The sequence below is a fragment of the Humiphilus diazotrophicus genome (assembly GCF_059726315.1).
In genome coordinates this window covers 6,187,543-6,211,986 of record NZ_AP040870.1, presented here as the reverse complement: position 1 = coordinate 6,211,986, position 24,444 = coordinate 6,187,543, and the positions used below count along the sequence as shown (strand labels likewise).

21 protein-coding genes and 1 pseudogene are annotated in these 24,444 nt (G+C 50.0%); 7 read left to right on the top strand and 15 right to left on the bottom strand.

Features of this window, described 5'->3' with window-relative positions; all coding sequences use genetic code 11:
- The first annotated feature begins 11 nt into the window (after positions 1 to 11).
- Positions 12 to 3,314 carry a TonB-dependent receptor gene (locus AC6I7T_RS25320; protein WP_497790550.1) on the top strand — a complete coding sequence of 1,101 codons (3,303 nt, stop codon included), beginning with the start codon at positions 12 to 14 and terminating at the stop codon, positions 3,312 to 3,314.
- A gap of 221 nt (positions 3,315 to 3,535) precedes the next feature.
- On the opposite strand, the gene AC6I7T_RS25315 is transcribed toward AC6I7T_RS25320, so the two are convergent.
- From AC6I7T_RS25315 to AC6I7T_RS25295, 5 genes and pseudogenes are all read right to left on the bottom strand, one after another.
- On the bottom strand, positions 3,536 to 3,682 hold the full coding sequence (locus AC6I7T_RS25315) for a hypothetical protein (RefSeq protein ID WP_497790549.1): 147 nt from the start codon (positions 3,680 to 3,682) through the stop codon (positions 3,536 to 3,538).
- 217 nt (positions 3,683 to 3,899) lie between these two features.
- A pseudogene (locus tag AC6I7T_RS25310) lies at positions 3,900 to 5,087 on the bottom strand (ISL3 family transposase).
- 1,259 nt (positions 5,088 to 6,346) lie between these two features.
- Positions 6,347 to 7,117, bottom strand: coding sequence for a hypothetical protein (locus AC6I7T_RS25305; RefSeq protein ID WP_497790548.1), 771 nt, complete (start codon positions 7,115 to 7,117; stop codon positions 6,347 to 6,349).
- A 27-nt stretch (positions 7,118 to 7,144) separates the two neighbouring features.
- A complete protein-coding gene (locus AC6I7T_RS25300; RefSeq protein WP_497790547.1) occupies positions 7,145 to 8,929 on the bottom strand; it encodes a M56 family metallopeptidase in 1,785 nt (594 codons plus the stop codon).
- Positions 8,926 to 9,318 (bottom strand): BlaI/MecI/CopY family transcriptional regulator, encoded by a 393-nt coding sequence (locus AC6I7T_RS25295; protein ID WP_497790546.1) that lies wholly within the window; start codon positions 9,316 to 9,318, stop codon positions 8,926 to 8,928. Before AC6I7T_RS25295 ends, AC6I7T_RS25300 begins: the two co-directional genes overlap by 4 nt.
- A 174-nt stretch (positions 9,319 to 9,492) precedes the next feature.
- Here AC6I7T_RS25295 and AC6I7T_RS25290 point away from each other — a divergent pair, with 174 nt between their 5' ends.
- Positions 9,493 to 10,434 carry a LysR substrate-binding domain-containing protein gene (locus AC6I7T_RS25290; RefSeq protein ID WP_497790545.1) on the top strand — a complete coding sequence of 314 codons (942 nt, stop codon included), beginning with the start codon at positions 9,493 to 9,495 and terminating at the stop codon, positions 10,432 to 10,434.
- A gap of 38 nt (positions 10,435 to 10,472) precedes the next feature.
- Here AC6I7T_RS25290 and AC6I7T_RS25285 read toward each other — a convergent pair whose 3' ends face one another.
- Complete coding sequence (locus tag AC6I7T_RS25285) at positions 10,473 to 11,024, bottom strand: hypothetical protein (RefSeq protein ID WP_497790544.1); 552 nt, start codon at positions 11,022 to 11,024, stop codon at positions 10,473 to 10,475.
- A complete protein-coding gene (locus tag AC6I7T_RS25280) occupies positions 11,017 to 11,625 on the bottom strand; it encodes a TetR/AcrR family transcriptional regulator (protein ID WP_497790543.1) in 609 nt (202 codons plus the stop codon). The genes AC6I7T_RS25285 and AC6I7T_RS25280 overlap by 8 nt, the downstream gene beginning before the upstream one ends.
- Before the next feature lie 587 nt (positions 11,626 to 12,212).
- On the opposite strand from AC6I7T_RS25280, the gene AC6I7T_RS25275 reads away from it, so the two are divergent.
- Entirely contained in the window at positions 12,213 to 13,829 is a 1,617-nt protein-coding gene (locus tag AC6I7T_RS25275; RefSeq protein WP_497790542.1) for a hypothetical protein, read from the top strand.
- Positions 13,830 to 14,108: 279 nt separating this feature from the next.
- Here AC6I7T_RS25275 and AC6I7T_RS25270 read toward each other — a convergent pair whose 3' ends face one another.
- The 4 genes from AC6I7T_RS25270 to AC6I7T_RS25255 all read right to left on the bottom strand — a co-directional run bounded on the left by AC6I7T_RS25270 (position 14,109) and on the right by AC6I7T_RS25255 (position 16,624).
- Entirely contained in the window at positions 14,109 to 14,396 is a 288-nt protein-coding gene (locus AC6I7T_RS25270) for a hypothetical protein (RefSeq protein WP_497790541.1), read from the bottom strand.
- A gap of 14 nt (positions 14,397 to 14,410) precedes the next feature.
- Positions 14,411 to 15,271, bottom strand: coding sequence for a slipin family protein (locus tag AC6I7T_RS25265; protein WP_497790540.1), 861 nt, complete (start codon positions 15,269 to 15,271; stop codon positions 14,411 to 14,413).
- Positions 15,272 to 15,273: 2 nt separating this feature from the next.
- A complete protein-coding gene (locus tag AC6I7T_RS25260) occupies positions 15,274 to 15,696 on the bottom strand; it encodes a GntR family transcriptional regulator (protein ID WP_497790539.1) in 423 nt (140 codons plus the stop codon).
- A gap of 73 nt (positions 15,697 to 15,769) precedes the next feature.
- Positions 15,770 to 16,624 (bottom strand): alpha/beta hydrolase family protein, encoded by an 855-nt coding sequence (locus AC6I7T_RS25255; protein WP_497790538.1) that lies wholly within the window; start codon positions 16,622 to 16,624, stop codon positions 15,770 to 15,772.
- A gap of 154 nt (positions 16,625 to 16,778) precedes the next feature.
- Here AC6I7T_RS25255 and AC6I7T_RS25250 point away from each other — a divergent pair, with 154 nt between their 5' ends.
- On the top strand, positions 16,779 to 17,138 hold the full coding sequence (locus tag AC6I7T_RS25250; protein ID WP_497790537.1) for a PadR family transcriptional regulator: 360 nt from the start codon (positions 16,779 to 16,781) through the stop codon (positions 17,136 to 17,138).
- Between the two features lie 124 nt (positions 17,139 to 17,262).
- On the opposite strand, the gene AC6I7T_RS25245 is transcribed toward AC6I7T_RS25250, so the two are convergent.
- Genes AC6I7T_RS25245 through AC6I7T_RS25235 form a run of 3 tightly spaced genes read right to left on the bottom strand, consistent with a single transcriptional unit; the run spans position 17,263 to position 19,832 of the window.
- Positions 17,263 to 18,024 carry a PAS domain-containing protein gene (locus tag AC6I7T_RS25245; RefSeq protein WP_497790536.1) on the bottom strand — a complete coding sequence of 254 codons (762 nt, stop codon included), beginning with the start codon at positions 18,022 to 18,024 and terminating at the stop codon, positions 17,263 to 17,265.
- A 5-nt stretch (positions 18,025 to 18,029) separates the two neighbouring features.
- Positions 18,030 to 18,839, bottom strand: coding sequence for a PAS domain-containing protein (locus AC6I7T_RS25240; RefSeq protein WP_497790535.1), 810 nt, complete (start codon positions 18,837 to 18,839; stop codon positions 18,030 to 18,032).
- Positions 18,840 to 18,860: 21 nt separating this feature from the next.
- Positions 18,861 to 19,832, bottom strand: coding sequence for a diguanylate cyclase domain-containing protein (locus AC6I7T_RS25235; protein WP_497790534.1), 972 nt, complete (start codon positions 19,830 to 19,832; stop codon positions 18,861 to 18,863).
- 282 nt (positions 19,833 to 20,114) lie between these two features.
- Here AC6I7T_RS25235 and AC6I7T_RS25230 point away from each other — a divergent pair, with 282 nt between their 5' ends.
- Positions 20,115 to 20,861: a DNA alkylation repair protein gene (locus tag AC6I7T_RS25230; RefSeq protein WP_497790533.1), complete on the top strand. Its 747-nt coding sequence runs from the start codon at positions 20,115 to 20,117 to the stop codon at positions 20,859 to 20,861.
- Positions 20,862 to 20,943: 82 nt separating this feature from the next.
- Here AC6I7T_RS25230 and AC6I7T_RS25225 read toward each other — a convergent pair whose 3' ends face one another.
- The gene (locus tag AC6I7T_RS25225; protein WP_497790532.1) at positions 20,944 to 21,810 is read right to left on the bottom strand and encodes a LysR substrate-binding domain-containing protein; all 867 of its coding nucleotides are present in this window, start codon (positions 21,808 to 21,810) and stop codon (positions 20,944 to 20,946) included.
- A gap of 114 nt (positions 21,811 to 21,924) precedes the next feature.
- Between AC6I7T_RS25225 and AC6I7T_RS25220 the strand changes: the two genes are divergently transcribed.
- Both AC6I7T_RS25220 and AC6I7T_RS25215 read left to right on the top strand, forming a co-directional pair.
- On the top strand, positions 21,925 to 22,611 hold the full coding sequence (locus AC6I7T_RS25220; protein ID WP_497790531.1) for an HAD family hydrolase: 687 nt from the start codon (positions 21,925 to 21,927) through the stop codon (positions 22,609 to 22,611).
- A 623-nt stretch (positions 22,612 to 23,234) separates the two neighbouring features.
- Positions 23,235 to 24,359, top strand: coding sequence for a DEAD/DEAH box helicase (locus AC6I7T_RS25215; RefSeq protein ID WP_497790530.1), 1,125 nt, complete (start codon positions 23,235 to 23,237; stop codon positions 24,357 to 24,359).
- Positions 24,360 to 24,444 lie beyond the last annotated feature (85 nt).

The following is a 24,444-nucleotide window of genomic DNA, read 5'->3' as shown; positions in this document are numbered from 1 at the left end:
TGAGGTAAAGAATGCGTTTTAATTCCTCCACTGCTGTACTGGTTTTGGCATGCTCAGTTCTGGCTTCTAGCCCTGGGTTTGCGCAGACCAGCAAAGGCATCCTTTCCGGTGTAGTACGTGACACATCCGGAGCAGTAATCGCCAATGCCAAGATCTCCATCAAGGCGGAAGCAACGGGTGAGACTCGAGCGACGACCACAAACTCCAATGGTGAATACCGCATCGATGCCATCAGTCCGGATTTATATAGTGTGCATATCGAGGCACCAAATTTCTCTGCAAAGAATATCCAGCATCTCAAGGTGCAGCCTTCGGTTGTAACCTCGTACAATACAGAACTCTCCGTGGGCGCCATCGTAAGCACGGTAGATGTCGAGGCAAACACTAATCTCATTAATACCGAAAATGCGCAGCTTGCGACGTCCGTCGGAAGAACAGAACTCGGGAATATACCCGTTTTCAGCTTGAACCCCATCGAACTGGCCTATACAGCCCCGGGAGTTCAGCTAGTCGACCAGGGTAATATGAGTAACGGTGTCGCAATCCAGGTAAACGGAGCGAGACCCCGCGCAAATAATTTCCTCATTGATGGCCAGAAGATCAATGATCCGGGTATCGCAGGGCAGGCCTTACAGCCAGTTATGCCCGATGTCTATCAGGCGATCACGGTAATTACAAATTCCGCCTCTGCAGAGTTCGGAAGTGCCGGCGGTGGAATCGTAAACTTGATCACAAAGGGCGGCTCCAAGCAGTTCCATGGGGATGCATGGGAGTTGTACTCCGGCTCGGGACTCAATGCTCTCGACGGACAACTTCGTCAAGGATCACATGCTCACAGCGCTAAAGCTCGCTATAACCAACATCAATATGGATTCACTTTCGGCGGTCCGATTTTCAAAGACAAGCTCTTTGGTTTTGGAGCCGCACAGTGGACTCGTCGTTATGGAAATGAAGTTGCGTCGGTAAATCTCCTGCCTGACAGCAATGGCGTCTCTGTCCTACAAAGTCTGAAGGGACAGTACCCTAACGCTACTTACTTACTATCACTAATAAACAATGGTGATTATCTAAAAACATTCACTAATTACGCCAAACTGGGCACTACGTCGGTAGCTCTCGGGAACGATGCCAATGGCGTTGCGCGGCCATCCGTTACTTTCGGATATTATCAACGCCCCTCCGTTCCTCAACTTAATCCGGACACTCAATGGTCCTATCGTGTTGACTGGCTGCCTCGTCCTTCCGATACGATCTACGTCCGCTACATACATGATCGTACGAGCTTATCTCCCGACTTTTTCACCAACTCTACAGCTCTTCCTGGTTTTGACACCGTTCAAGGAGGCCCCTCAGAGCAGTTTGGTGGTACCTGGACCCACGTCTTTTCGCCTCAGCTCCTGAATGAGTTTCGCGTCTCCGAACTGCGTACACATTCATCCTTCGACTTTGCAGAAGAAACGAAAGCTAATTCTTTAGCCAAGACACCGTCTGTTATCCTTGACAGTCTGATAGAGAGCGGTTTCCCTGAGATAGGTGCCCCAGATGGGTACCCTCAAGGCAGTTCTCAGGATGTCTATCAATTCCAGGACACAGTTAGTTGGACAAAGGGCAAGCATACTCTCCGTATCGGTACCGATATCGGAAGAGAAATTCTGATCGATAACGTACCATTCAACTACTATGGACGCCTCACCTTTGAAGGTGGTTCCGGATATTCAGATCTAGGCAACTTCTTAGATAACTACCTTGGGCCGTCCGGCTCTGCCACGATCAATATTGGTAGTCATCGTGCCGATCCACATAGCTATAATCAGGCATACTTCGCTCAGGACGACGTAAAGCTAAGCTCAGAATTTACGCTTAACGTCGGAGTTCGTTACGAATATAGAGCTAATCCGGAAAACTCTGTTGGCTATCCAGCAATCGACCCCAACAACCCGTTTTTGCCTATTACGACAAAAATCAAGGTTAATGAAGATCGCAATAACATCGCTCCGAGAATAGGCTTAGCTTACTCCCCGCAGAATGGTGGCTGGCTCGGTGGTGGCAAGACCGTTTACCATGCCGGCTTTGGTGCATTCTATGACTCGATTTTCACCAATATCGTCGATAATAGCCAATCATCGGCCCCAAATATTGCAGCACCTCGAGTAACCTCTACTGAAGATCGTGGAGCAGCAAACGCTACGAGCATCATCCCCTCTCTCTCTCCAGTCATTCTGCCCTCGAACGACGTCACAAGCGTGGTAAAGAATCTGGTCAATCCTCAAACCTATCAATGGAACTTGGGAATTGAGCGGCAATTACCCGCTAATCTAAAGTGGACGATCAATTATGTGGGTAGTCGCGGAGAAAAACTTTTAGCAAATCAACAATACAATTACTTTGATCCGAACACAGGCGATCGCCTACATCCAGATCGTGGAGCTATAATTGCTCGCGGAAACTTTGGCGACTCTATTTACAACGGTCTCCAGACTGAAGTCTCTCACGACTTTAGTCATGGGCTTTTCGTCCGTGGTGCATACACTTATAGCAAGGTACTGGATAATGCATCCGAGGTCTTTACGACCTTCAATCAGGCAACTTCTTATGCTGCTAACCTAGCACCCGGTGGACGGGCCGGAGAATGGTCTGCATCGGCCTACGATCATACTCATTATTTCTCGGTTCAATACGTCTATAACATCCCGGGCTATGCTCGTCAGCGTGTGCTTTCCCTCATCACAAAGAACTGGACAGTTTCAGGAGATACAACCTTTCAGTCTGGACCTCCTTCAACCTGGAGTCTTAGTGGTTTAGATACCAATGGAGATGGCAATTCCGCCAACGATCGTCCGGTTCTAGCAAACAAGAAGAGTCCGTATGATGCAGTTGGAATCGACGGAGCATATCTCGGGAAAGATGCCAATACGGGAGCAGCTGCTATCCCTGGCGTCTATTATGATCTGGCCACCAACAACACCCTCGAAACGTTGGTCCCAGTCAGCACCTCAGCAGTCCACTTTTTGATTCCGACTCAGTCTGGAAATGTTCGCCGTAACAGCTTCCGGCAGCCCGGTGTTCAATACTGGAATATGGCAGTCGAAAAGGAAATTCCGGCAAGCTTCACTCATCTCGAAGGAGCTAAATTCCAATTCAGGATGGAAGCTCAGGATGTGGGCAACCACAATAATGTGGAGCCCCTTAACATCAATTTGCTAAGTGTTGGCCAGTCTTCATTTATGAACACCTCGGTTAAGCGCTCAAACATCAATAACGGAAGCTTGGCACAAGGACGTCAAGTTCGACTCTGGGCTAAGTTCGTCTTCTAACACGATAAACCTCATAATCACAAAGGGGCTCTTCGGAGCCCTTTTGTTGTCTTTACTTCTGAATATCTCCGGTTATGGGATAAGTTCGTCTTTTGATCGCAGCCAGCCGCGGAACTGGAGTAAAACATACTTTCCCGTCATCCATGATTAAAAATCTACCGTCGTATCCGAATTAAACTATTTAATCCTGTTCTTTTAGTCATTACGCTCAGCATCCATGGCTACTCCAGCGCTAGTTGCATACCTAGCAGCAACTGCGACCGACGCCAGTCCCGACTCTGCGCCTCGATCCTCCGGCCCACATCCGGCGTAGTGCATCCTGACTCTGTATTATCGACCGCAATCTCCACATCTGGAACTTCACCCATTGGGTGATTTCTTCTATTTTTTAGTAAGCCCGTTCCCACTCTACATTCCCCTCATTTCCTCCACAACCGCGGGTTTGGGACTTAAGCAACAATAAATAACACCTTGAATCTCAACACATCTCAGAGTAATAATTATGCTCATCATCTTCTTAGGAGATATCTGTGCATCGTTTACTGATATTCCGGCTCTGTACGAGAAAGTGAAAAGGGGGCCATATTATGCGGCTTTCTGAAAAACGACGAATTCGGTTCTTGTGGCGGCAAGGCGCTGAGCTTTCAGGAGTAAATAGTTCAGGTTCTTGTAACCGCGGGCTCTACGTAAAAGAGCTTTGATGTTTCCGTTGATCGCTTCGACAACCCCAAGAGGAACCTTGGTCCGGCAGTAATTCAAGATCCCGTCCAAGTGCTTGAGCAGCATGTCAGCCAGTTTCTCCATCGGTTTGAGTCTTTGCCAGCGAAGTTGATCAATCCAGTTCTTCAGGTAATTCAACATGGCTGTCTCCTAGGTATAGCTCCAGAGTTGATCCAGGCTCTCTTTCAGTAGATATGCCTTCATAACACGCCGATTGACGGCAAAGAGGGTGTTCAATTGACTCTTCTTTTGCTTGTCCAAATGCTCCCAGCGCGATAGCAGCAACCAGCGTTTTCCTTTGACCAGGGCTCTTGCCGACCCTCCTTGGCGGAAAAACTCAGCGCGGCAAACTTCATCGACCGCTGCAGCCGCATGCTGCAGAATATGAAACTTGTCATAGATAATCCGGCACTGGGGAAGCCACTGCTCAATGCTTTTCCGAAAGGGGAGCCACATATCCACACAAGCTGCTTGCACTGCACTTCGCTGGAATGGGCTTAGTTCTTTGCTGAAGAACGCATCCAGAGTCTCCTTCTTTCGCTCTTCTCCAAACCATACCGGCTCACCGGTTTCCAGGTTACTGGCCACCGTGATGAACTTCTGTTTCTTGCCCAGGTAAATCTCATCGACGCCCATTTTTCGCAGGGCCGGTTTCCGTCTGCTTTGCACCCAGCGTTCTAAGTAGCGTTGATCGATCGCCAGCACTGTACTAACGGCAAGACCAAACTGCTGGGCTACCCGACGTGCCGAGGCGTTCTCGCAGGCCTGTCCGACCGCTTCTTCAAAGCGTTTGCTGAAGGGAGCATTACTGGGCAACTGTGGCACCTTTTCCGTTTTCACTCCACAATTCGCACAGTTGACTCGATACAATTCCACCACCACGGTGGTCCGATATTCGCACCACGGCAGATCCCGTATTTCTCGCTCGTAAATGTCCACAATCTTACTGACTGGCTTTCCACATCCGGAACAAGTCAATTGCCGGTACCCACGCTTGCGCCTTACCCACAATTTCAGCTTCTTATTCTTCTCATCGATCTCTTGTCTGTACACCTTGTATCCAGGCCAATTCAGCAATCGCGTCCAATCACTCTCTCGCATATTGCTGAGTCTAGCTGCTTGTCCCGTTTTTCAGAAAGCCGCATAATATGGCCCCCTTTTCACTTTCTCGTACAGAGCCCTTTTTACTAACGAGTCTTCCATTACTTTCGTCTATGCTTTTAGCCCAAACATCTGGGAATAATTGGCAGTTAGTGGCAAAGGATTTACTGAGGAGAAGTTATGTTACCTCAGGGATAAGACATGTAGAGTATCATGCGCTTTCGCCAGAAGGAGTTTTAAATCATGCAGCAATGTTAGCAAAAAAGAATCCCCAAATATCCAAAGCGCTATTGCAACACACAAACCTTTCACCACAACTAATCAGAACGGACACAGGTAACTCTGGTGTCACATGCAGGCCTATTTACAGCTCATATGCAGGACCAGCTGTGTCTAGTGCATCGCTTAATGTAACGTGCCCGTCAAGCGATATCCATATTAATGGAGGGGTAACCGTATATGTTGTCAATAGCGCTGGCGCAGAATCCGATTATGGATCTGGCTATGGCCGCCTAATGGTGCACTTCAGTAAAAGGTCTAATATGCCTCCGGAGCAACAAAATCACTATCCCTTTTCTGGCTGGAAATACGAGGCATGGTGGTAGGCATCGAATGGCGAGTCGGGAAGCGACTGTGAAGCATTCGACGCAGTCGGTGGTGATTCTGGGCAGTGTTAAGTTACTCTTTCCTTGCTAAATAAACTCACACAACAGACACATAATTCGTACTGTCTGTTGCGTGAGTTTTACTCTCTGAGCCTGTGACCGAACTGTATGGAAATGTTTAGATACGAAGCATCAACATGCCTATCAGGAAGTTCAATGGAGCGGTGTGGTCGTTGAATCTTCCGACAGCTCCCTTTTTATAATACTCCAAAACGCGCCAGGCTCCCACGGAGTTCGACTTCACTACCTCGGAATATCCTATGAAGAAACGATACTGGAAGATATCGCTACATCCAGGCTGGAGCACTAATCAGAACACCCTCCATTGCTGGACGCCCTCGATGATCGCAGCAGTATCGCCGGTTATGACGATTACCCGAAACGCTACACTCGCTGCTTCGATAACGCTACATTCCCGCCGATCCTCTGTACCCATAGTAGCCAAGAATATGACTAGGGTTAATCCTACGAAGGGCACAAATCGATTTTGGATGAGTATTTATAAGTTCGCTATCAACTCACGGCTTTTTTGTCACACTCAACAGGTTATTCATCCAGCTTGAAAATCCGGATCTTGACTAGCTCACTCACAGAAAGATTTGAGAAACCACGAGACTGCATGCGACGGATAAAGTCTGGATTGACTTTAAAGATACGCATCTGAACCAGTTCCTGCGCAGTAGGATGAAGCCCGAGAGCCTGGACCTCCTTGATTTCCGAAGGAGAGACTCCATGGACTTTCATTGCGATCAGATCTTCAGCCGAATTATTCCGAAACCCCAAAGATCCAAGGCTCTGCACATAATCCGTATCGACATGAAAAATGCGCAGAGCCACGATGTTATCCACTGTTATTCCATGCACTCCGGCAGCTTGCAGGGATCGGAGCCATGAGGTCTCGACTTCAAAGATTGCGTAGACTTCAAGATTCTTTGAAGTCAAGCCAGTAAAACCTAATTCGCGCATGTGCTCCACGAAGGCCGGATCCGGGGTAAAGGAAAACTCCCCAAGTAGAGCCGAATCCTTCACCTCACCAGAACACCGAATCTTGCCCGCCTCTGCGTTAAATACAGCATTCAGATGACCGCCGTTCTTTGTAAGATCAGCAAGCGATATACCAGAGAATTTGCTGACCGGTTTGGTGATATTGCTTTCGTCACAATGTTTGCCATCGTGACAATCGCCGTGACTGAGTTCGAGTTGAACCTCGCCTGAATGCTGCGCGGCAGAAATCCTGCAATTACCAGCAACAGGTGGCAAGGAACTCTCTGCATTTAGGGCGAGCGCCATCACTGCGAGTGCGAATACACTCTTCATCGAGAACTCTCCTTCTAAAGAGTCTTACTACTGGTTGTCGTCGAGAACCCCGGAGATGCGAAGTTGAACCAGCTTCTTTGCCGACAGACGATCAAAACCGTGCCGCTTGGCGGAAGCAAGAAAAGCTGAATCAATATTGAAGATCTTGAACTGAACAAGATCATCCAGGGTAGCTTCCGGGAATTGCTGTTTTGTGTTTTTGGCAAACTCAGGAGTAACGCCTTGGATCTTTAACTCAATTAGCTTTTTCGGTGAAACGTTGCCGAAGCCTGCCGACTTCATCCCATTCAGATATTCCGGAGTAACATTGAACATCTTGTAAGTGATCAAGTCATGCAAGTTATCCGGAGCCATGCCACTATTCTGCAGATTAGCCACGTACTCAGGAGTGACGCCTTGAATCTTCAGAGCTATCAGGTCATCCGCCGAGGGCTTGGTCCACCCCGATTTTGTAATGCCACGAACATAATCCGGAGTAATACCGTGAATCTTGAAGGCAATCAGTTTATCGAGATCCACATCATACCCGGCTGCCTTCATCTCATCGATGTAATCAGTCTTGTTTCCCGATCCAGAGGGTGAACTCGCTTTTTCGGATGAAGGTTTAGCTTGAGGTTGAGGAGCCGCCGACGGCGCCGGTGATGGCTGCGGAATCGCAGCAGAAGCCACAGCTTCTACAGGAGAAGGCTTAGCCGCAGCCTTTATAAAAGGAGCTTCGATCTTTGAGGCTGACGGAATATGTAAGGATGCAGCCTGGATTTGCGATTTTAGGGGTGGAGCAAGCTTCGCAAAGAGCTTGGTTGCAGGCAACAGACTAACAGCAAAAGTCAAGCCTAAGACAATCAAGGAATGAGCGGCGAAACTGCGCGGTTGGCGAAGAATTGGTTCTCCAAGAATGCGCCGGATGCGGACAGCTAAACTGAATCGAGAGCCTGTACCATCTAGAGCCATAGCGAATTGCATTCCTCTCTTACGTTGTTCTTCCAGGCGAAGCAATGCCGTTGCATAAGTCACGGGATCGGAGCAGGTCGACACCGCGATATCATCGCAGCAAAGCTCCCGTTGCTCACGGATAGCACGACTTACCCACCAGACGCAGGGATGGAAGAAGAAGATCGTCTCAAGAAAGGTCTGAAGCAGATTCCATAGATAGTCTGCACGTCGAATATGCGCCAGCTCATGAGCTAATACAACTTCCAGCTCTTCTGTCGTCAAGGTAGTCACAGTTGACAGCGGCAAGATCACAACAGCGCGGAATATGCCCATAGCCAGGGGCGTGATGATTTCATCCGACAAACGCAGAGCTACGGGACGAACGATAGCCAGGCGCCGACAAACATGCTGAAAACTCGTAGTTACACTCTCCGGAACTTCGACCTTCGTGCGGCTACGCAGTTTCTCGAGAAACCACCAGCCACCTACAGCACGCATTGAAAGCAACAGAACCCCGACAACCCAAATGGAGTCAAGCCATAACAAGACAGCTGAGAGAGAAAGTGTATGGCCAGCGCCAGTTTCGGTAATACTCGGCGCGGTGGCAGTAATATGTATGGTCGCCTCGGGAAAATCCATATTTGCAAGCAGTGCTGGTCCGGAAGGCGACGACGAAACAGCGTGAACCTGCTCATAGACAAAGGTACCAACGGCAGTCAACGGCATCAGCAGCAGTGCCGTTAAGGCCAGAAGATAACGAAATTGACTGCGCTTCCGGGCGAATGCCCGATCGAGAATTGCGTAAACAGCAGTGATGGCAGCAGCCTGCCAGCAAAAATGTACGAGGGTCCAGCCGAGAGATTCCAACGAATGATTCATCTCTTTCCCTTCCTCTTTTCAAGCAGTTCACGTATTTCCTGGAGTTCTTCCTCACTGGCAGACTCCATTGCCAGTGCATGCAGTGCCAACTGCGCCGCTGATCCGGCAAAGAGCCTTTCACTCAAATCTTTCAAAAATCGGTCTTGCGTAGCTTCCTGCGAGACGCTAGCTCGATAGATATGGGCCTTCCCTGCCTCGTCCCGCTGTACAAGCCCCTTCTCAGTCATGATCTGAAGCAGCTTCAAAACCGAGGTATAAACCACCGGACGTTGTTCATTGACGGCCTCGAAGAGTTCACGCACCGTGGCACTCTCTTTCGGCCAAAGAACTCGTAATAATTCAAGTTCTCCTTCGGTCGGCTTCGGAAGCTCACGTTCTTCTTTCTTCATGGTTGAAATAAATATACGAATCGCTTCGTAGTTGTCAACGAAAACCTTCGTAGATTTTTAAAATCAACCCCCAAAGCTGTAATCCGGCTTACCTCTATCAAAAGAAGTGCTCCCGCGCTGACCTCGGCTATTTCCAAGAAACAAAAGGGATATGATGACAATTAAGAGAACAGGATGGAGAACTTCCGACTAAAAGTCTTTCGCTGTGTAGCTGCCCATCTTAACTTCAGTCGCGCCGCCGAAGAGTTGTTTCTGACGCAACCTGCAGTAACGCAGCAAATCAAAACGCTGGAAGATGAATTAGGTGTTCCGCTTTTTGATCGTAGCGGTGGACGAATTACACTCAGTCCTGCCGGGCAGGCTCTTTTACCCTACGCTGAAAAGCTCAAAGCTCTATCAGATGAAGCATATGCAGCAGTGGCAAATGTATCTGGAGATGGAGGCGGGAACCTGGCAATCGGAGCCTCGCAAACCATCGGACAATACCTTTTACCCAACCTGATTGCAGGATTCCTTCGCGAAAAGCCACGAATCGCCATTACAGCCTCCAGCGGCAATACGGATGCGGTTCTGGACGAGCTCGCAGCCCACAAAATACAGCTGGCTTTGATCGAGGGGCCTGCCTTGCGGAAAGACATCCATGTAGAGCCCTTTATGGAAGACCATATGGTACTGGTTGTACCGGCAAGCCATGAATGGGCCGACCAGGAGCTCGATATTGATGAACTCAGAGAAGCTCCGTTGTTGATGAGAGAGTTTGGCTCCGGATCTCGTCGGGTTGTTGAACAGTCTTTGTCTAGAGCTGGACTCAAGAAAAAAGATCTCAAGACACGCATGGAACTAGACTCAACCGAGGGCTTGCTAAGCGCTGTCGAAGCAGGTCTAGGGGTAACTTTCGTTTCCCGTTGGGCTGTACGGAATCAGCTCGCGTTGGGAACGCTCAAGCTTGCGAGAATCCGGGGACTCACGTTACCGCGAATGTTCTCGATCGCCTATCCAACCGGACCGGTCCCAACTGGTAATGCCGGTGCATTCAGGGCTTTTCTATTAGCGCACTCTCTCGAATTCGCACCTCGCACTACGGGAAGAGGTAAAGCAAAACCTCATCGGCACTGAAGTATTTCGCGAAGCGCAACTCAATGCTGAGCAACATGCTATACGGCAGGCGAAGAAGCATGCTGCACGGCGCGCCTCCGCCACCAGCGCAGGATTCGAACATGGAGAGACCAGCGAGAACGATGCGGTCGAGGAAGCCCGGCAACGCGTTCGATCTTGTCAAAGGCATCTTCTATTACGGCATCGTGTATATGCTCGACGAAAATCTTCCAATAGATCCACGTCTTAAGATTCGTAGAAACATCGATAACATGTCTGAAAGCAAGCTCTCTACCGCGCGTTACCACCTCAAAATAATGACGCCCTTGAAATCGCTGTAGATGAGGCATCGGCTCAAATTCAAATTCAACACGTTTACCCGGCACATGCTCTGAAACCCTATACCGAATCATCGAATGCCCACCCGAAGAACCCACGACTAAACCTTTATCCAATTGCATGGGAGGCCAGTTCTCCCCGGGCCATAGCAACTCGTGATCGGATGCGAGTGATTCGAGTATCTCTTCCGCTTTCTTTGACGGCATAGGAATACTCCGTTCATGAATATTCAGAATTGCCCTCCACCATCGATAGACACGAAGTTTACTCACGAGACTCCCCCTTTTGCGGCGTGTTCAACTGTGGAATCAAGGCTGTGCAGCATTCTGCCACCAACTCGTCTACAACCCGGGGAATGGCCTCCCCAGCCGAAAGATGACGTCGCACTGCTGCCAATGGGACATCAATAAGAGCGAATTGAACACGTCTTATCGCATCCTCTGACCGTGTGCCCAATATCCTTACAGCAAAATTCCGGAGTCCTGTTTGTAGCTCCGGTCCTAATTTGCTGGCACGTTTCACAAATTCGTCAGGCCAAGCCTTTTCGACAAAGTCCCCGCGGCGGTGCAGCAACATAATCTTTGCTTCTTTAGGGTGTTGACGGACCCATCGGGGAGTAAAAAGTGCGGCGCGAAGCGCATCCCCGGAGTGAAGAATGCTCAGGAATTCTTTCTGATATGGCTCTACCAAGCCAAGCCATAGCTCTCCCAATAAAACATCTCTAGATGCAAACCGATGGTAGAACGAACCAACCGGCGCATGTGTGTGATGAACAATAGCCGAAGTGGTAGCCGCACCAGGCCCGCCTTGAGAAATCAGCAAAGCCGCAGCCTGAAGGAAGTCGTTTTTTGTAAAAGCGGCATTGCGAGCCATGTTTCTAGAATACTCTCTCTAATTCGAGTACACAAGAAATTGCCGATACGACGCATGAAACACAGGTGAAGTCGTAAAGGTCTCAAGGTAAAGACGGCGTGTATACCTTCGGAAAAAATTTAATTCTCCATCCCACGAAGGTGGTATGGAACCCCGAGTACCATTCGTTCCACCCCTACATCTTTCTCGTTGCAGAGGCGATAAACACAGTAGAAACGGATCCTCAAGACCACCTAAGGAGAATTTGTAACCATAAAGTGGTACTTTTTCGCTATATCAAGGCCAGAGAGAGTTGAGGCAAAAAGAAAGTTTCAAGCTATATAGATCTAAAGATAAAATGCCGATAACTTCTATATCAAAATCAGAAGGCCAGCTTACGCTACAGTCGTATCCCGAAATGAGAGATGCGACAGCCAGCTTGCGCCCGTATAAAGGTGCATTACACTGTGCAATGTTTTTCTCGCAAGAACTCTGTCCTTTTAGGCTTCTTTCTTAGCCTGGTGCTCCCCACCGCTACATGGGGAGCGGACCATGTAGCCAAGACAAAGCCGAAACAGGCTTCTCCTCGCCGGGAGAACCCCATCACAATGCATCTTCAGCAACTTGAAGACCAACTCACCCGGCAACAGACGCTGATCAATCAGCAGCAGGACCGTATTCAAAAGCTTGAACAGCAGATCCAGCAGAATAATGCTCAGCAACAACAAAATGATGTAGATCTGCGTAAAGAGGTTCAGCAAGCTGCCGATCAGGCGGCGGGCGTTGAAAAGACCACCAATCTTCTGAACGGCACTGTTGCCTCTCTCAAGAGCACGGTCACCACAACCGAGACGGAACAGAAACACACGCGGGAGGTCTTGAAAAATCTTGAAGAGCCTCAGTCCATCCGTTTCAAGGGTTTGACATTAACACCCGGCGGCTTTGTCGAAGCGGATATGCTCGTCCGTGCACGGAACGAGAACGCCGACATCACTTCGAACTTCGGAGCTGTTCCTTTCGACGGTGTTGCCAACTCAAATCTCAGTGAAATTCGCGGAACCAGCCGTGCAACACGCTTTACGCTACTCACTGAGACGATGTACAACAACACGAAACTGAGTGGCTATTACGAGATCGACTTTCTCGGACAAGCCCCGACGGCCAATCAGGTTCAAACGAATAGCTTCACCCCCAGACAGCGTCAGCTATGGATACAATCCGCTTTCCCCAATAATCTGACTCTCACGGCGGGCCAGTCCTGGAGCTTGATTACAACGAGCCGCAAGGGCTTTGCTACTCGTGGGGAGTTCATTCCAACAACGATAGAAGGTAGCTACGTAACCGGCTACAGCTACGTTCGTCAAACAAGCCTTCGTGTGGTCAAGAACTTCCACAATAAGGTCTGGACGGGAGTGGAAGCAGGTAATCCGGAGACCAACCAGCCAAACGCCAGCTATGTCCCGGATAATCTCTTCGGCTTCAACAACAGTTCCAACGCTTCCTCTCCTAACGGAAGCACTTTAAACTTCCTGTCCGGAAGCACGAATGGTTTCTCTACTAATCTTGCCCCGGATCTGCTCGCTAAAGTTGTTTGGGAGCCAGGCTGGGGACACTATGAGCTGAAGTCACTTGGCCGCTTCTTCCGCGATCGTATCAATGGTCATAACAATTACAGCTACGGCGGCGGCTTAGGTGCAGCAGCCATCCTGCCTGTAGTTGCCAAGAAGGTCGACCTGATCGCCGAGGGATTCGCCGGAAACGGCATCGGACGCTATGGAGCTGCAAATGGTTCCGACGTCACGCTACGTCCGGATGGAAAGATTATTCCTCTGCGTAGCTACCGCGCACTCTTCGGGCTGGAGATTCATCCAACGCCGAGACTGGACTTCTACGCTTATGGCGGAGACGAATACTATGGCCGTGCCGCCTATGTAAATCCAACAAACGCGAACAAGCCAGCCGGATATGGTTCCAGGCTTGTAAATAACACCTATTGCGGAGTTGAGGTCATCCCAACCGGTGGAGCAGCATGCGGAGCCCAGAACAAAGACATCGCGCATGCAACAGGAGGCTTCTGGTATCGCGCCTATAAAGGAGCCGGAGGAACGCTTCAGTACGGCTTCCAATACGAATACCTGCATCGTGCTACTTGGTCTGGTATCGGTGGAGCTCCTGTAGGACAGGATTCCGTCTTTATCACCTCAGCACGTTACATTCTTCCGTAAGCTCTCAATCCAGTAACAAACCTATGTATCCCGTCTTCACTCTGATGTATGAATGAAGACGGGATTTTTTTCTTCGGACAACAATGGCCACGCAGTTCTCCGGCCCAGTTCCCCCGCTACAAGAGAGACATCGCTTCAGAGCAAAAAGCTGCCAAGAATGGCTCTAGAGCGGAATCAGGGTTACTGTGTCCGATCCGGCAAGTGCTAAGAGCAGCTTTTCTTGACGGACAAGCTGCGCGATCCTCTGTGGCTTACGGATACATCTACCCTGATTCTGCTCTAGACCGGCTCCCCGTTTCTGATGAACAACATCTGAAGACGAAGTAACCGATAGCACTCTCCTCGCCCCTCCACTTCCAGCAGGATTCGTCTTTTATCCACTTCGGCACGCAGAATGGTATGAACATCGGAGAGCGCAACCCACCACGCCTTCCGTCCATTGCAAGACGAAGCATGGGAGAATGCAGACGACTTAACATCGGCCTGCACAGAACTTGAACGGCAAATTACCCATTCGAGACATATGCATGCAGAGAAGAGGGCCAGACTTAGGACTAACCTCTTCATACGCAGCTCCTTTATTACTGCTGCTTTGCTATTGAAGCCATAGACAACGTTCCGCCTAACCCCATTGTCTCCACGGCAGACGAGGGAACAATGACCATGGAACCCTTTTCGCGAATGGCTTCGTAAAGCATATTCATTGCACGTAGATGCAGCGCTCCGGGATTGTCGTTATAAACACGGGAGGCTTGCGCGAACTGATCCGATACCTGCACTTCGGCTTCACCGAGAATCACGCGCGCTTGTCGTTCACGCTCTGCTTGCGCTTGCTGCGACATGGCATTTTCCAGTCCTGATGGAATTCGAACATCCCGTATTTCTACAGACTGGACGGTGATCCCCCAAGAGGTAGTCTTTGCGTCAAGAATCTTTTGAAGCTCGGCACCTAGCGCCTCACGATCCGTAACCATCTGGGCCAGCTCATGACGGCCAATGGATTCCCGAAGCGCTGTATGCGAGCTTAGGGTAACCGCCTCGGTAAAATCCTGTACCTCGAGAATGGCCTTTTCTGCGTCCCAGACCATCCAGAAGACAATCGCATCCACGTTGACTGGAACGGTATCGCGAGTAAGTGTCGACTCTGCACTTACGCTAGCCAATCGTATTCGTTGATCGACATAGCGGCTGAGAGTCTCGATTATCGGAATGATGAAAAATATCCCAGGTCCACGCAATCCGCGGTATTTTCCGAAGCGCAGAACAGCAACGCGCTCCCACTGATTCACGACATTGATCGCATAGAGGAAGTAAGCACCCACCAAAGTCCCTGCAATAACATAGGCAGGATGGTGGGTCAAAGCAGTGGGAATAGCTCCTGCTGACAGACATATGAGGAATGTCCAAACAGCAACAGAATTGAAGTTCGCAAGCTTGACCATACTTACCTCTTCTTTCTGTCCCCATCAGGGGACAATTCGCGGAGAGCAGTAATAAGATCCTGAACGGTGAAGCCGCCCGCTCCAGCCCGAGCGACAAACTCGCTCACAAGCTGCGCTAGCACTCTTTCATGCTCTACCTGCGACCGCTCGATCTTTTGGTTAGAAATGAAGGTCCCGGTTCCCTGCTGAGAGTCAGTAATGCCACGAATTTCCATCTCCCGATAGGCCCGCAAAACAGTGTTGGGGTTGATGGCAAGATCTACGGCAACCTGACGTACAGTTGGTAGCCGGTCCCCAGGAGAGAGAGCTCCGGAGGCAATGCCCGCCAAAACCTGGTCAATGATCTGCCGAAAGACAGGCACACCACTGCGAGAGTCGAGGCGGAAGACAAAACTTGGAGCGACGGATTGTCCAGGCTGTTTCATCTAGCCAGCTATTGTACTAGTCTACTAGTACAATGCAAGAAGAATTTTTCCCTTGAAGAAATTTCGCCTGGAGCTATTTGGTCTGCAGAGGAATCGGGCTATCGGCCGGGCTAATGCAGCTATTGTGCCGAATGCCTGAAAGAAAGGCTGTAACTACTTTAATTACCGAGCCCTGCACCTGCCCGGAAGGATCCCCACCACCCAGTTGCATATGCGAAGCCCCATCTACAACGCCAAGCCATTTGCACCCTGCGGGCATTTGATAAAAGGGGATCTCTCGCGTCTGCCAATTCCCTTCCAAAGCCCGATCTCTCGTTCCGGTAATAACAAATACGGGCTTGCGAATTCCACTCCAGGCCTGCTCGGGGAAAATTGAGCCCGGCCCTTGAGGTGACAGAGCTACGTAAGCCTGAAAGCGGTCTTTACCTTGGACACCGAGATTATTTCTCGCACCGGCTTCGAGCATGACGGTAGCAGCACCCATGGAATGGCCAAGCAATACACGTATCGGAGCCTGGCACTTTCGATCGGACCACGCAAGAGCAGCGGCGATATCCATCAAACGGGCTTTGTAAGCACCGGTATCCGTAGTCAACTCTTCAAGGCCGCCTCGGATACCGGCTCGAGCAATATCTCTGCGCAGGATGTTGGGACCACTTTCTCGATGTCCAAGGACAATTGCCGTCCATCCTTGTATTTGCAGGCCTTGCGCCAAATAAGCCAACCCATTTTCATCTCCGCCGGCTCCAGGTGACAGAAGCGCGAGCGGTGCACAATCTTTGGACGATGCAGCATATACCCGCAATGGCACTTGTGCTCCATCTGCCCGAGGAACCAGAACGGTCTCCGCGGCCTGGGAAGAAATCGCCGTTAGACCAAGCAAAGCTGCCGTAAACAACAGTTGGAAAGAACGTCGTGTGAGAGACATGACACTCCCGCTTTCTCTTTTCACCAACAGGAAAGAAGACGAACACAACTGCATTGAACAGCAAAGCCAAACAAAAGTTTCCGCTCTGACAAAACCTTACAATTCGATTCCCATGGACACCGCAGGTCTTATACCTGTAGAGTGTCTACATCCAATGAAGTCTTCCAACGAACCATATCGCAACCGGATCGAGCTTTTGCAAGGAACACTCGACATGCTCATTCTCCAGCAACTCCAATGGGGCACACTGCACGGATATGGGCTTAGCCAGGCCATTCGTGCGCAATCGGGTGAGGTGCTGCAGGTCGAAACAGGCTCACTTTATCCGGCACTACACCGCATGGAGCGACAAGGATGGATCACATCCGAATGGGGGCAAACGGAGCAGAACCAGAGAGCAAAGTTTTACAAGATTACAGCGTTAGGCAAGAAGCAGCTTGCTCATGATCGCTCCAAATGGGAAACCATGGTCGCAGCTATTGCAGGCATTCTCAATCCCGAATCCCGTAGCTGATTCCCGTCTCCATCACGATTGCAAAACTTCAACGTCATGACAGAAGTCAGGGCTTGATACTATCCGGTCTAATAACAACTTAGTCAGCTTCCAAGATCCAGATTCATACCAACCCCTGAAAATCCTATTCTTCGTCCAAAGGATCGAACGACAGCACAATTCCGATACAAACATCATCGGAGGTAAGCAGAGGCGAGGTCGCAACGAAAAGACTCTTCGTCTCATTCTCTTCTGTGAGAAAGGTAGATATGCCCGCCCACGGCTCAACGATGCCTTGGCGTGAAGTATAAGCATGTCCATCAAGTGACGACGGTGAGGTGGTTGTATGGGTGGCTCTCAACAGAGGCTTTCCGAGCAAGGACGACGCCTTCCAGCCTAGTAGTTCCTCGGCTCGCGCATTCATCTGTTTGACCAAGCCCAGGGTATCGACAATAACAATTGCATCCGGAAACGATTGGAAGATCCTATCCAGCCATAGCTGACGCTCTTTCATTGCCTTTTCATCTGCCAAACGCTTAGTCACATCGATCAGTGCCGATCGAATTCCGAGCACCTTTCCTGCCGGACTGCGCAGGAGATGATCGTAAATTTCGACAGCAATGTCCTGATTGCTCTTGGTTCTGTAATGGCGATAGTGCGGACCGGGCGGCAACTCTCCATGAATCTTACGAGAGAAGGTCTGCAAACATGCTTGCTTCTCATAGGGAGCAACAAACTTGGAGATGTGCCGGCCAATCATCTCCTCCCGCGAGTATTCCAACATCGCACATTCAGCATTACTTACACGTTGCACGATGCCTTCCAAATTCAGCTCATGGTAGGCTACGGGAGATTCTTCAAACAATTGGCGATATTGCTCAACAGCATCCTGTTCAATAGTCCACATAGCAGTTACTCCTCTTGTCCACCCTGAGCCCGCATTCTGTGCCACGGTCTTAAAACCATCACGACACCCAGGCACTCTTTGTCTTCGGTGAGAATCGGTGCCGTAATGACACGCGCCTCCTGTTTTGCTTCAAGCCCCGTAAGGAAGGTAATACCTCCCTGCCAGGGGTCCGCTAATACCGTCTGAAGCGAATATGGAGGATATTTAGGATCGGGGGAGAAGGTCGCAGGAAATTGCTCTGCAAGAGAAATTCCTACGATGTCCTTCGGTGCCCAACCAAGAAGCTTCTCGGCCCGAGGATTCAAAAACCTAACCAGTCCTTCTCTATCCAGAGCCAGAACAGCTTTATCTATTGAATAAAAGATCCGGTCTAGCCATCGATGAGCACTACGAAGAGAAGATTCCGCTTCAAGCCGTTGGGTAACATCGATCAGAGCGGACCGCATGCCGATGATCTTCCCTTCAGAATCACGCATCAGCTGATCATGAATCTCGAGCATAATCTCGCGATTGCTCTTGGTCCGATAAGCCCGAATAAAGGGCACCCCAGTTTGCTTCTTGCCCGTAATCTTAAACACGAAGGCATTACGGCATTTCTCCGCATCCTGCGGTGCAGCGAAATCGCAGATATGCCTCCCCAGCATCTCCTCCGGAGAATACTCAAGCATCTTGCACTCTGCGTTGTTTACTCGCTGTACCACTCCTTGCATGTTGAGTTCGTGATAGGCCACCGGCGCATCTTCGAATAGCTGCCGAAATTGCTCTGCAGCTTCCTGCTGATGCGCTTCTGCCCATGCCTGATCTCTGGCTGACATAATGCCTCCCAAACAACCGTCCTAATACTCTGTGGCAGCAAACCGATCGATCTTCTCGACCGCAAACTGTAAATCCGAAGAAGAAGAAATTGGGAAAAATTCTGTAGAAGTCGGCACGGCAAACATAACCGACCTTCCGTCGACCTCAATCCGTAGTTCACGCTTTATCTGTGCCAGCCGATGTACTTCGTGCGACATGGATTCGGGGGATAGATTTCGGTTCAATACAGCGAAAAGGCAGTTTTTTCCCCAATGAAAGAGGACATCCGTCCCTTGTAGAGCCTGAACCAGCGAGTGCGAAACGGCATTGAGAAAATCTTGAGCTGCATCGTCTCCATAGCGGCTCTGAATCGCAGGTAAGCAATCGAGACGAATAATGACCCCATAACTTAAGCGACGCTGCCGGATAGCTGCCGCGATACAATCCATAGCCGCCGCTCTGCCCCGCAACCCTGTAGAGCTTTCAACCAGATAGGGATGACTCCTGGGTACCCCGGCATCGAGTTCGTCCGGCTTTCTCTCCGGCTCATTCACGTCTCCCTGCCGCCATAGATATCGCTCAAGCTTCTTTCGGATCACACGAATATCTTCGGAGGTACGAGCTTCATCGAGTAGTTCGCGCGATGCCTGTAAGACAGAAACAGTTTCTATTGCAAATTCCTTCTTCGACAAAATTTCAAGCAATAACTTAATGGTGTGGCGAGCTTCGGCCGCCGCGGAGGCAACATGCTGCTCACAATGTTGGTTATATATATCGAAAACTCTGGTGATCTTTTCGATGGTTTCCAGCAGTTCCTGTTCTTCTATTTCCGAAGCAAGCTCTTCTGACAGGCGCTCCAAACGGCCTTTCAGCATCGCCTTTTCCGTGCGGTCGAAACCATACATGCTGTGCGCTACTCCGGACAGAAGTAGAGAGGCACAATGATGCAGCAGACTGACAGGAACTTTCGGATCGTCTTGCAGGGGATCGTACTTTTTCAAAGCCTGAAACATTTGGACATTTCCCCCCAAAGCTGTGAAGACAGAATTTCTCCGCCTTCTTTCCCTCTATATCGGTTCTTCTCTCCTATTCCATACACTCCAGGAACAAGGTTCCCCGTCCGGGGCCGTGCCGGAGGGTTGTTTTGGGAATTTGATGGCCGTTGTTATTTACCAAGAGAAGGATAAAGAAAATATTTTCTATTTCGGCCGATTGGGCAAGTTATTGAAGAGAAGAGGAATACAAGATCTTCTTGAGTACAATTTCTGTTGAGCAAGAGGATTGGAACGAATCGAATGAAAGAGTCAAAGAGAAAGTCCGAGACGAAACCCTCCTTACAGCAGCTAAAGAAAGAGCTCGAATCGCTGGCAGATGGAAATCGGGCACAACTTCTCGCCCGTTATTTCAAAACCGGTACAGGGCAGTACGGAGAGGGTGATCGCTTCATAGGAATTACGGTCCCACTCCAAAGAAAGGTAGCCCACAGTTTCCGCACACTACCACTAAAAGATGTTGAGAAACTTCTACTCTCCCCTATTCATGAATACCGATTTACGGCTCTTGAGATTCTAGTAGCGCAATACGAAAGCGGCTCCGAGGAAGAACGTGAAAACATCTTCCAGTTCTATCTCGTTCATACGCAATGTATTAATAATTGGGATCTGGTTGATACCTCTGCACCATATATTGTCGGCCGTCATTTGCTGCACCGGAAACGAGATGTACTGAAGTCGCTCGTTTCCTCATCCAGCCTGTGGGAGAGACGCATTGCCATTCTGGCGACCTTCTCCTTCCTTCGTGAGGGAGATACAAAAGATACTCTCTGTATGGCAGAAACGTTGCTTTCCGATTCACATGATTTGATTCATAAAGCAGTTGGTTGGGCTTTGCGCGAAGTAGGCAAACGAGACAAGTCCCAGCTGCTCTGCTTCCTGGAAACGCACTGCACTTCCATGCCTAGAACAACGCTCAGATATGCAATTGAACGACTGAGCCCGAGGGAACGAAAGCAGTGGCTATCGAAAAAAATCGAACGTAAATAAATAAGTCCGTGGAAAGGAAATGCTGTTTATCACGTGCAGTACCCACGGTACGGACTGCTACCGGATATCCCTGCACCCTAACCTAACTGGAAGCGGCTTCCTTCAGTGCCGAAGCAAACTTAGAGATAAGCTCCTGCTTCTCTGACAACTTATTCCACGTAACGCCAATCTCCCACTCTGCCTCCGGCATGTTCAATTCGTGGAAACGAATCCCGGGAACATGCATGCGAACAACCGCGCTAGCAACAAGAGAAACACCAAGACCGGCTCGAACCAAATTGAGAATCGTATATAACTCCGTTGCTTCCTGCACGATACGAGGAGCAAATCCGGCATGTCGACAAACGGCTAATGCATGATCGTGAAATGTCTCTGAAATCGACCGCTGAAGAAAGATGAATGGCCGATTCCGCAAACTGGCCAAGCCCTCCGCAGGTTTATAGGGAACAGATTTCGGGGTGACGGCTACTAACCGTTCCCGGAAAAGAGGAAAGCTGTAGAGCTCAGGATGCGCAACCGGTAAACGCACAATTCCTATATCCATTCGCCCATCGAGAAGAGCTGCAATCTGGGTCGGGGTAGGAGTGTCACTCACCTGAAGCTCCACATGCTCGTAGGAGGAACGGAATTGTAGAAGAGCTCGCGGCAGGATCTCTGAGACGGCAGCAATTCCGAAGCCCACACGCAAGGTCCCGGCTCGACCTACGGCAGCGTCTCGCGTCCGCACCATGGCCTCTTCTGCATCGTGGAGTAACCGCCGGGCCATCGGCAGCAACACCTTTCCCGCTTCAGTTAAGACCACCTTCCGCCGGGTCCGGGCAAACAATGCTCCTCCGATCTGCTCCTCAAGCCTCTGGATCTGCTTGCTAAGCGCGGGCTGGGAGAGGAAGAGCCGCTCGGAAGCCTTACGGAAATGCAGTTCTTCAGCCAGCACGATGAAGGACCGCAAGATGTCCGGCTCCATATACATGCCTGAAAGTTATCACAAAGCAAAAATAGATTCATTGGACGAAACAAAGCGAATTCGAGATTATCGCTTCAGGACAATTCCTGAGGAGGAGCAATGGCAGAAAAGCACGGCTTTCATATGACGAATTCTTCACCCATTCGCGCTGTGATTCTGGACTACGGTGAAGTACTGTGCGAACGCCCTGCACCGGAAGTCGTCGATCGTCTGGCTGGTATTTTCCGGCTTGACCGAGAGCAGTTCCCGGAGATCTATGCTCGAAGCCGTAATCCCTACGATCAGGGAATCATCTCGACCGAAGATTATTGGAGAGAATTTGCAAAGAGCACAGGCGTAGACCTCGATGAGGATCTTGCCGCCAAGCTTCCACTCTGGGACATCCAAATGTGGAGCCGGATCAATCCCGTCATGATCGAGTGGCTTAAAGCTTTACATGACGCAGGCGTGCCAACGGCAATCCTTTCCAACATGACAAATTCCATGAAGCTCTTCATGCTCGAAAACTTTGAGTGGCTGAATTACTTCAGCTGTCATGTCTTCTCCTGCGATATCAAAGTAATCAAGCCGCATCCAGACATCTATCGTCATTGTCTGGAATGTCTCGGAACACCAGCCGGGGAAACATTGTTTGTCGATGACAGACAGGCGAATGTAGAAGGAGCTCAGGCAGTCGGAATCCAGGCTGTTCGCTTTCAATCCACCGAAGGTCTAAGAAGAGATCTTGAAAGAATAGGCTTCCCAATTCTGCCGCAAGCCTCTGAATCTGTGAGTCTTAGTGCGTAATCGTCTTTGGGTCGAGTGAGTGCCCCTCATGGGGCACCTTCCCTCGCCAGCTCAGAAATATCTGTCCCAATTCAGAACAGGAAGTACGGATTAAAACCAGATGCAATCATCGATTCGATTTCCAGCTTTTCCTCTTTGTCACGTTTGGGCATGAGCTTGTGATACAGTAAACCTACGCTCAGTGATTGGTTGTGAGCCGTTCTCGCCTTCAAAAAGCTTGACCGCCTCAGTTTTTCTCGCATGGGTGCAGACTGAAGCCATAGAAAGTCTGCGTAGCTCTCCACGAAGGAGAACTGCTTTTAGTTATCGTTTGGATAGCACCCTTACGATGCGACGAAATGCTCTAGCACGTAATACCCAAGCCCTACAGCGTGATCCGTCTGGCAGAAAAGGATAAAGAGACGGATGGATGGAGCAAGGCGCTTCATCATAGAGGCAGCGTGCGGCAGATGCTGGTTGAGAGATTTTCCTTTTGACCTACGGATTTAATTCATTCCGAAACTTCCCTACGCAAATTTAAATTTTGAGTCTCATCAGAACGCATCGTGCGTTCCGCTGATGAGCATAAAGTCGTGTCGGCACGTGCTATACGCACGTATGTCCGCACATAGTTCAAGGAACAAGTGAATCAATTTTCAGATTTCAATCTTTCCCCGTCATTAAAGAAACGCTTAGCAGCAATCAATTTTGTTACTCCCACTCCGGTACAGTCCGAAGCCATTCCCCCGGCTCTGGACGGTCGTGATGTTCTGGCCACCGCACAAACCGGTACAGGGAAGACCCTCAGCTTCTTGATTCCCATCATTGAAAAGCTCCAGAGCCAGCCGAAAATAAAGCAGGCTTCGGCGCTGATCCTTCTTCCCACCCGCGAGCTTGCAATGCAGGTCGAGAAAGCCTTTCGGACGCTCAACACGGGAACCAATATCGGAGTAGCCCTGATCGTCGGCGGTGTTGCAGAAGGCCCCCAACTGCAAGCAGTGCGTCGTGGAGCAAGCCTGCTCGTGGCAACTCCGGGGCGGCTGGAAGATTACCTCAACAGAAAACTCGTCAAACTGGATCGGATTCAAACTCTAGTATTCGACGAGGTAGATCGCATGCTCGACATGGGATTCAAGCCAGCCATCCGGCGAATCGTATCCTCTATTCCGGCTGAGCGACAGACACTCTGCTATTCAGCTACATTGGACACACAGATCAAACAGGTGGTCCGTGAGTACCTGAAGGACCCGGTACGGATCGAGATCGGATCGGTTCTGAAGCCCTCGGAAAATATCGAATTGCGGTCGTTTGAGGTCCAACAAGAGAAGAAGCTTGAGTTATTGCAGCACCTCCTAAACGCTGAAAAGGGTAGCTTCCTGGTTTTTGTCCGGACAAAACATGGTGCAGACCGGGTTGCCAAAAAGCTAAACCACTCAGGATGGAAGGCTACACAGATCCACGGAGACCGGTCGCAGTCCCAACGGAATGCCGCCCTGCGTAGCTTCTCCGAAGGACGTCACCGTATTCTGGTTGCGACAGATGTAGCTGCCCGTGGTATCGATGTTGCGCACATCGCGCACGTTGTAAACTACGATATGCCAAAGGTCGCAGAGGATTTTGTGCACCGCGTAGGACGGACAGGACGAGCCTCCAGCCACGGGGTAGCCTCAACCTTTGCAATTCCGGCAGAGAAGCGAGAACTGCGTAAACTGGAGAAAACTCTGTCAATTTCGATGAAGCATTATCGTGTATCAGAACTTTCAGCCTGACTCGATCTCCTAAAAAACGAGCAAGATCATGCGTCCAAGAGTTATACTCCACCGCAACCCTTGGACGCGGCCACCTAGATCCTGG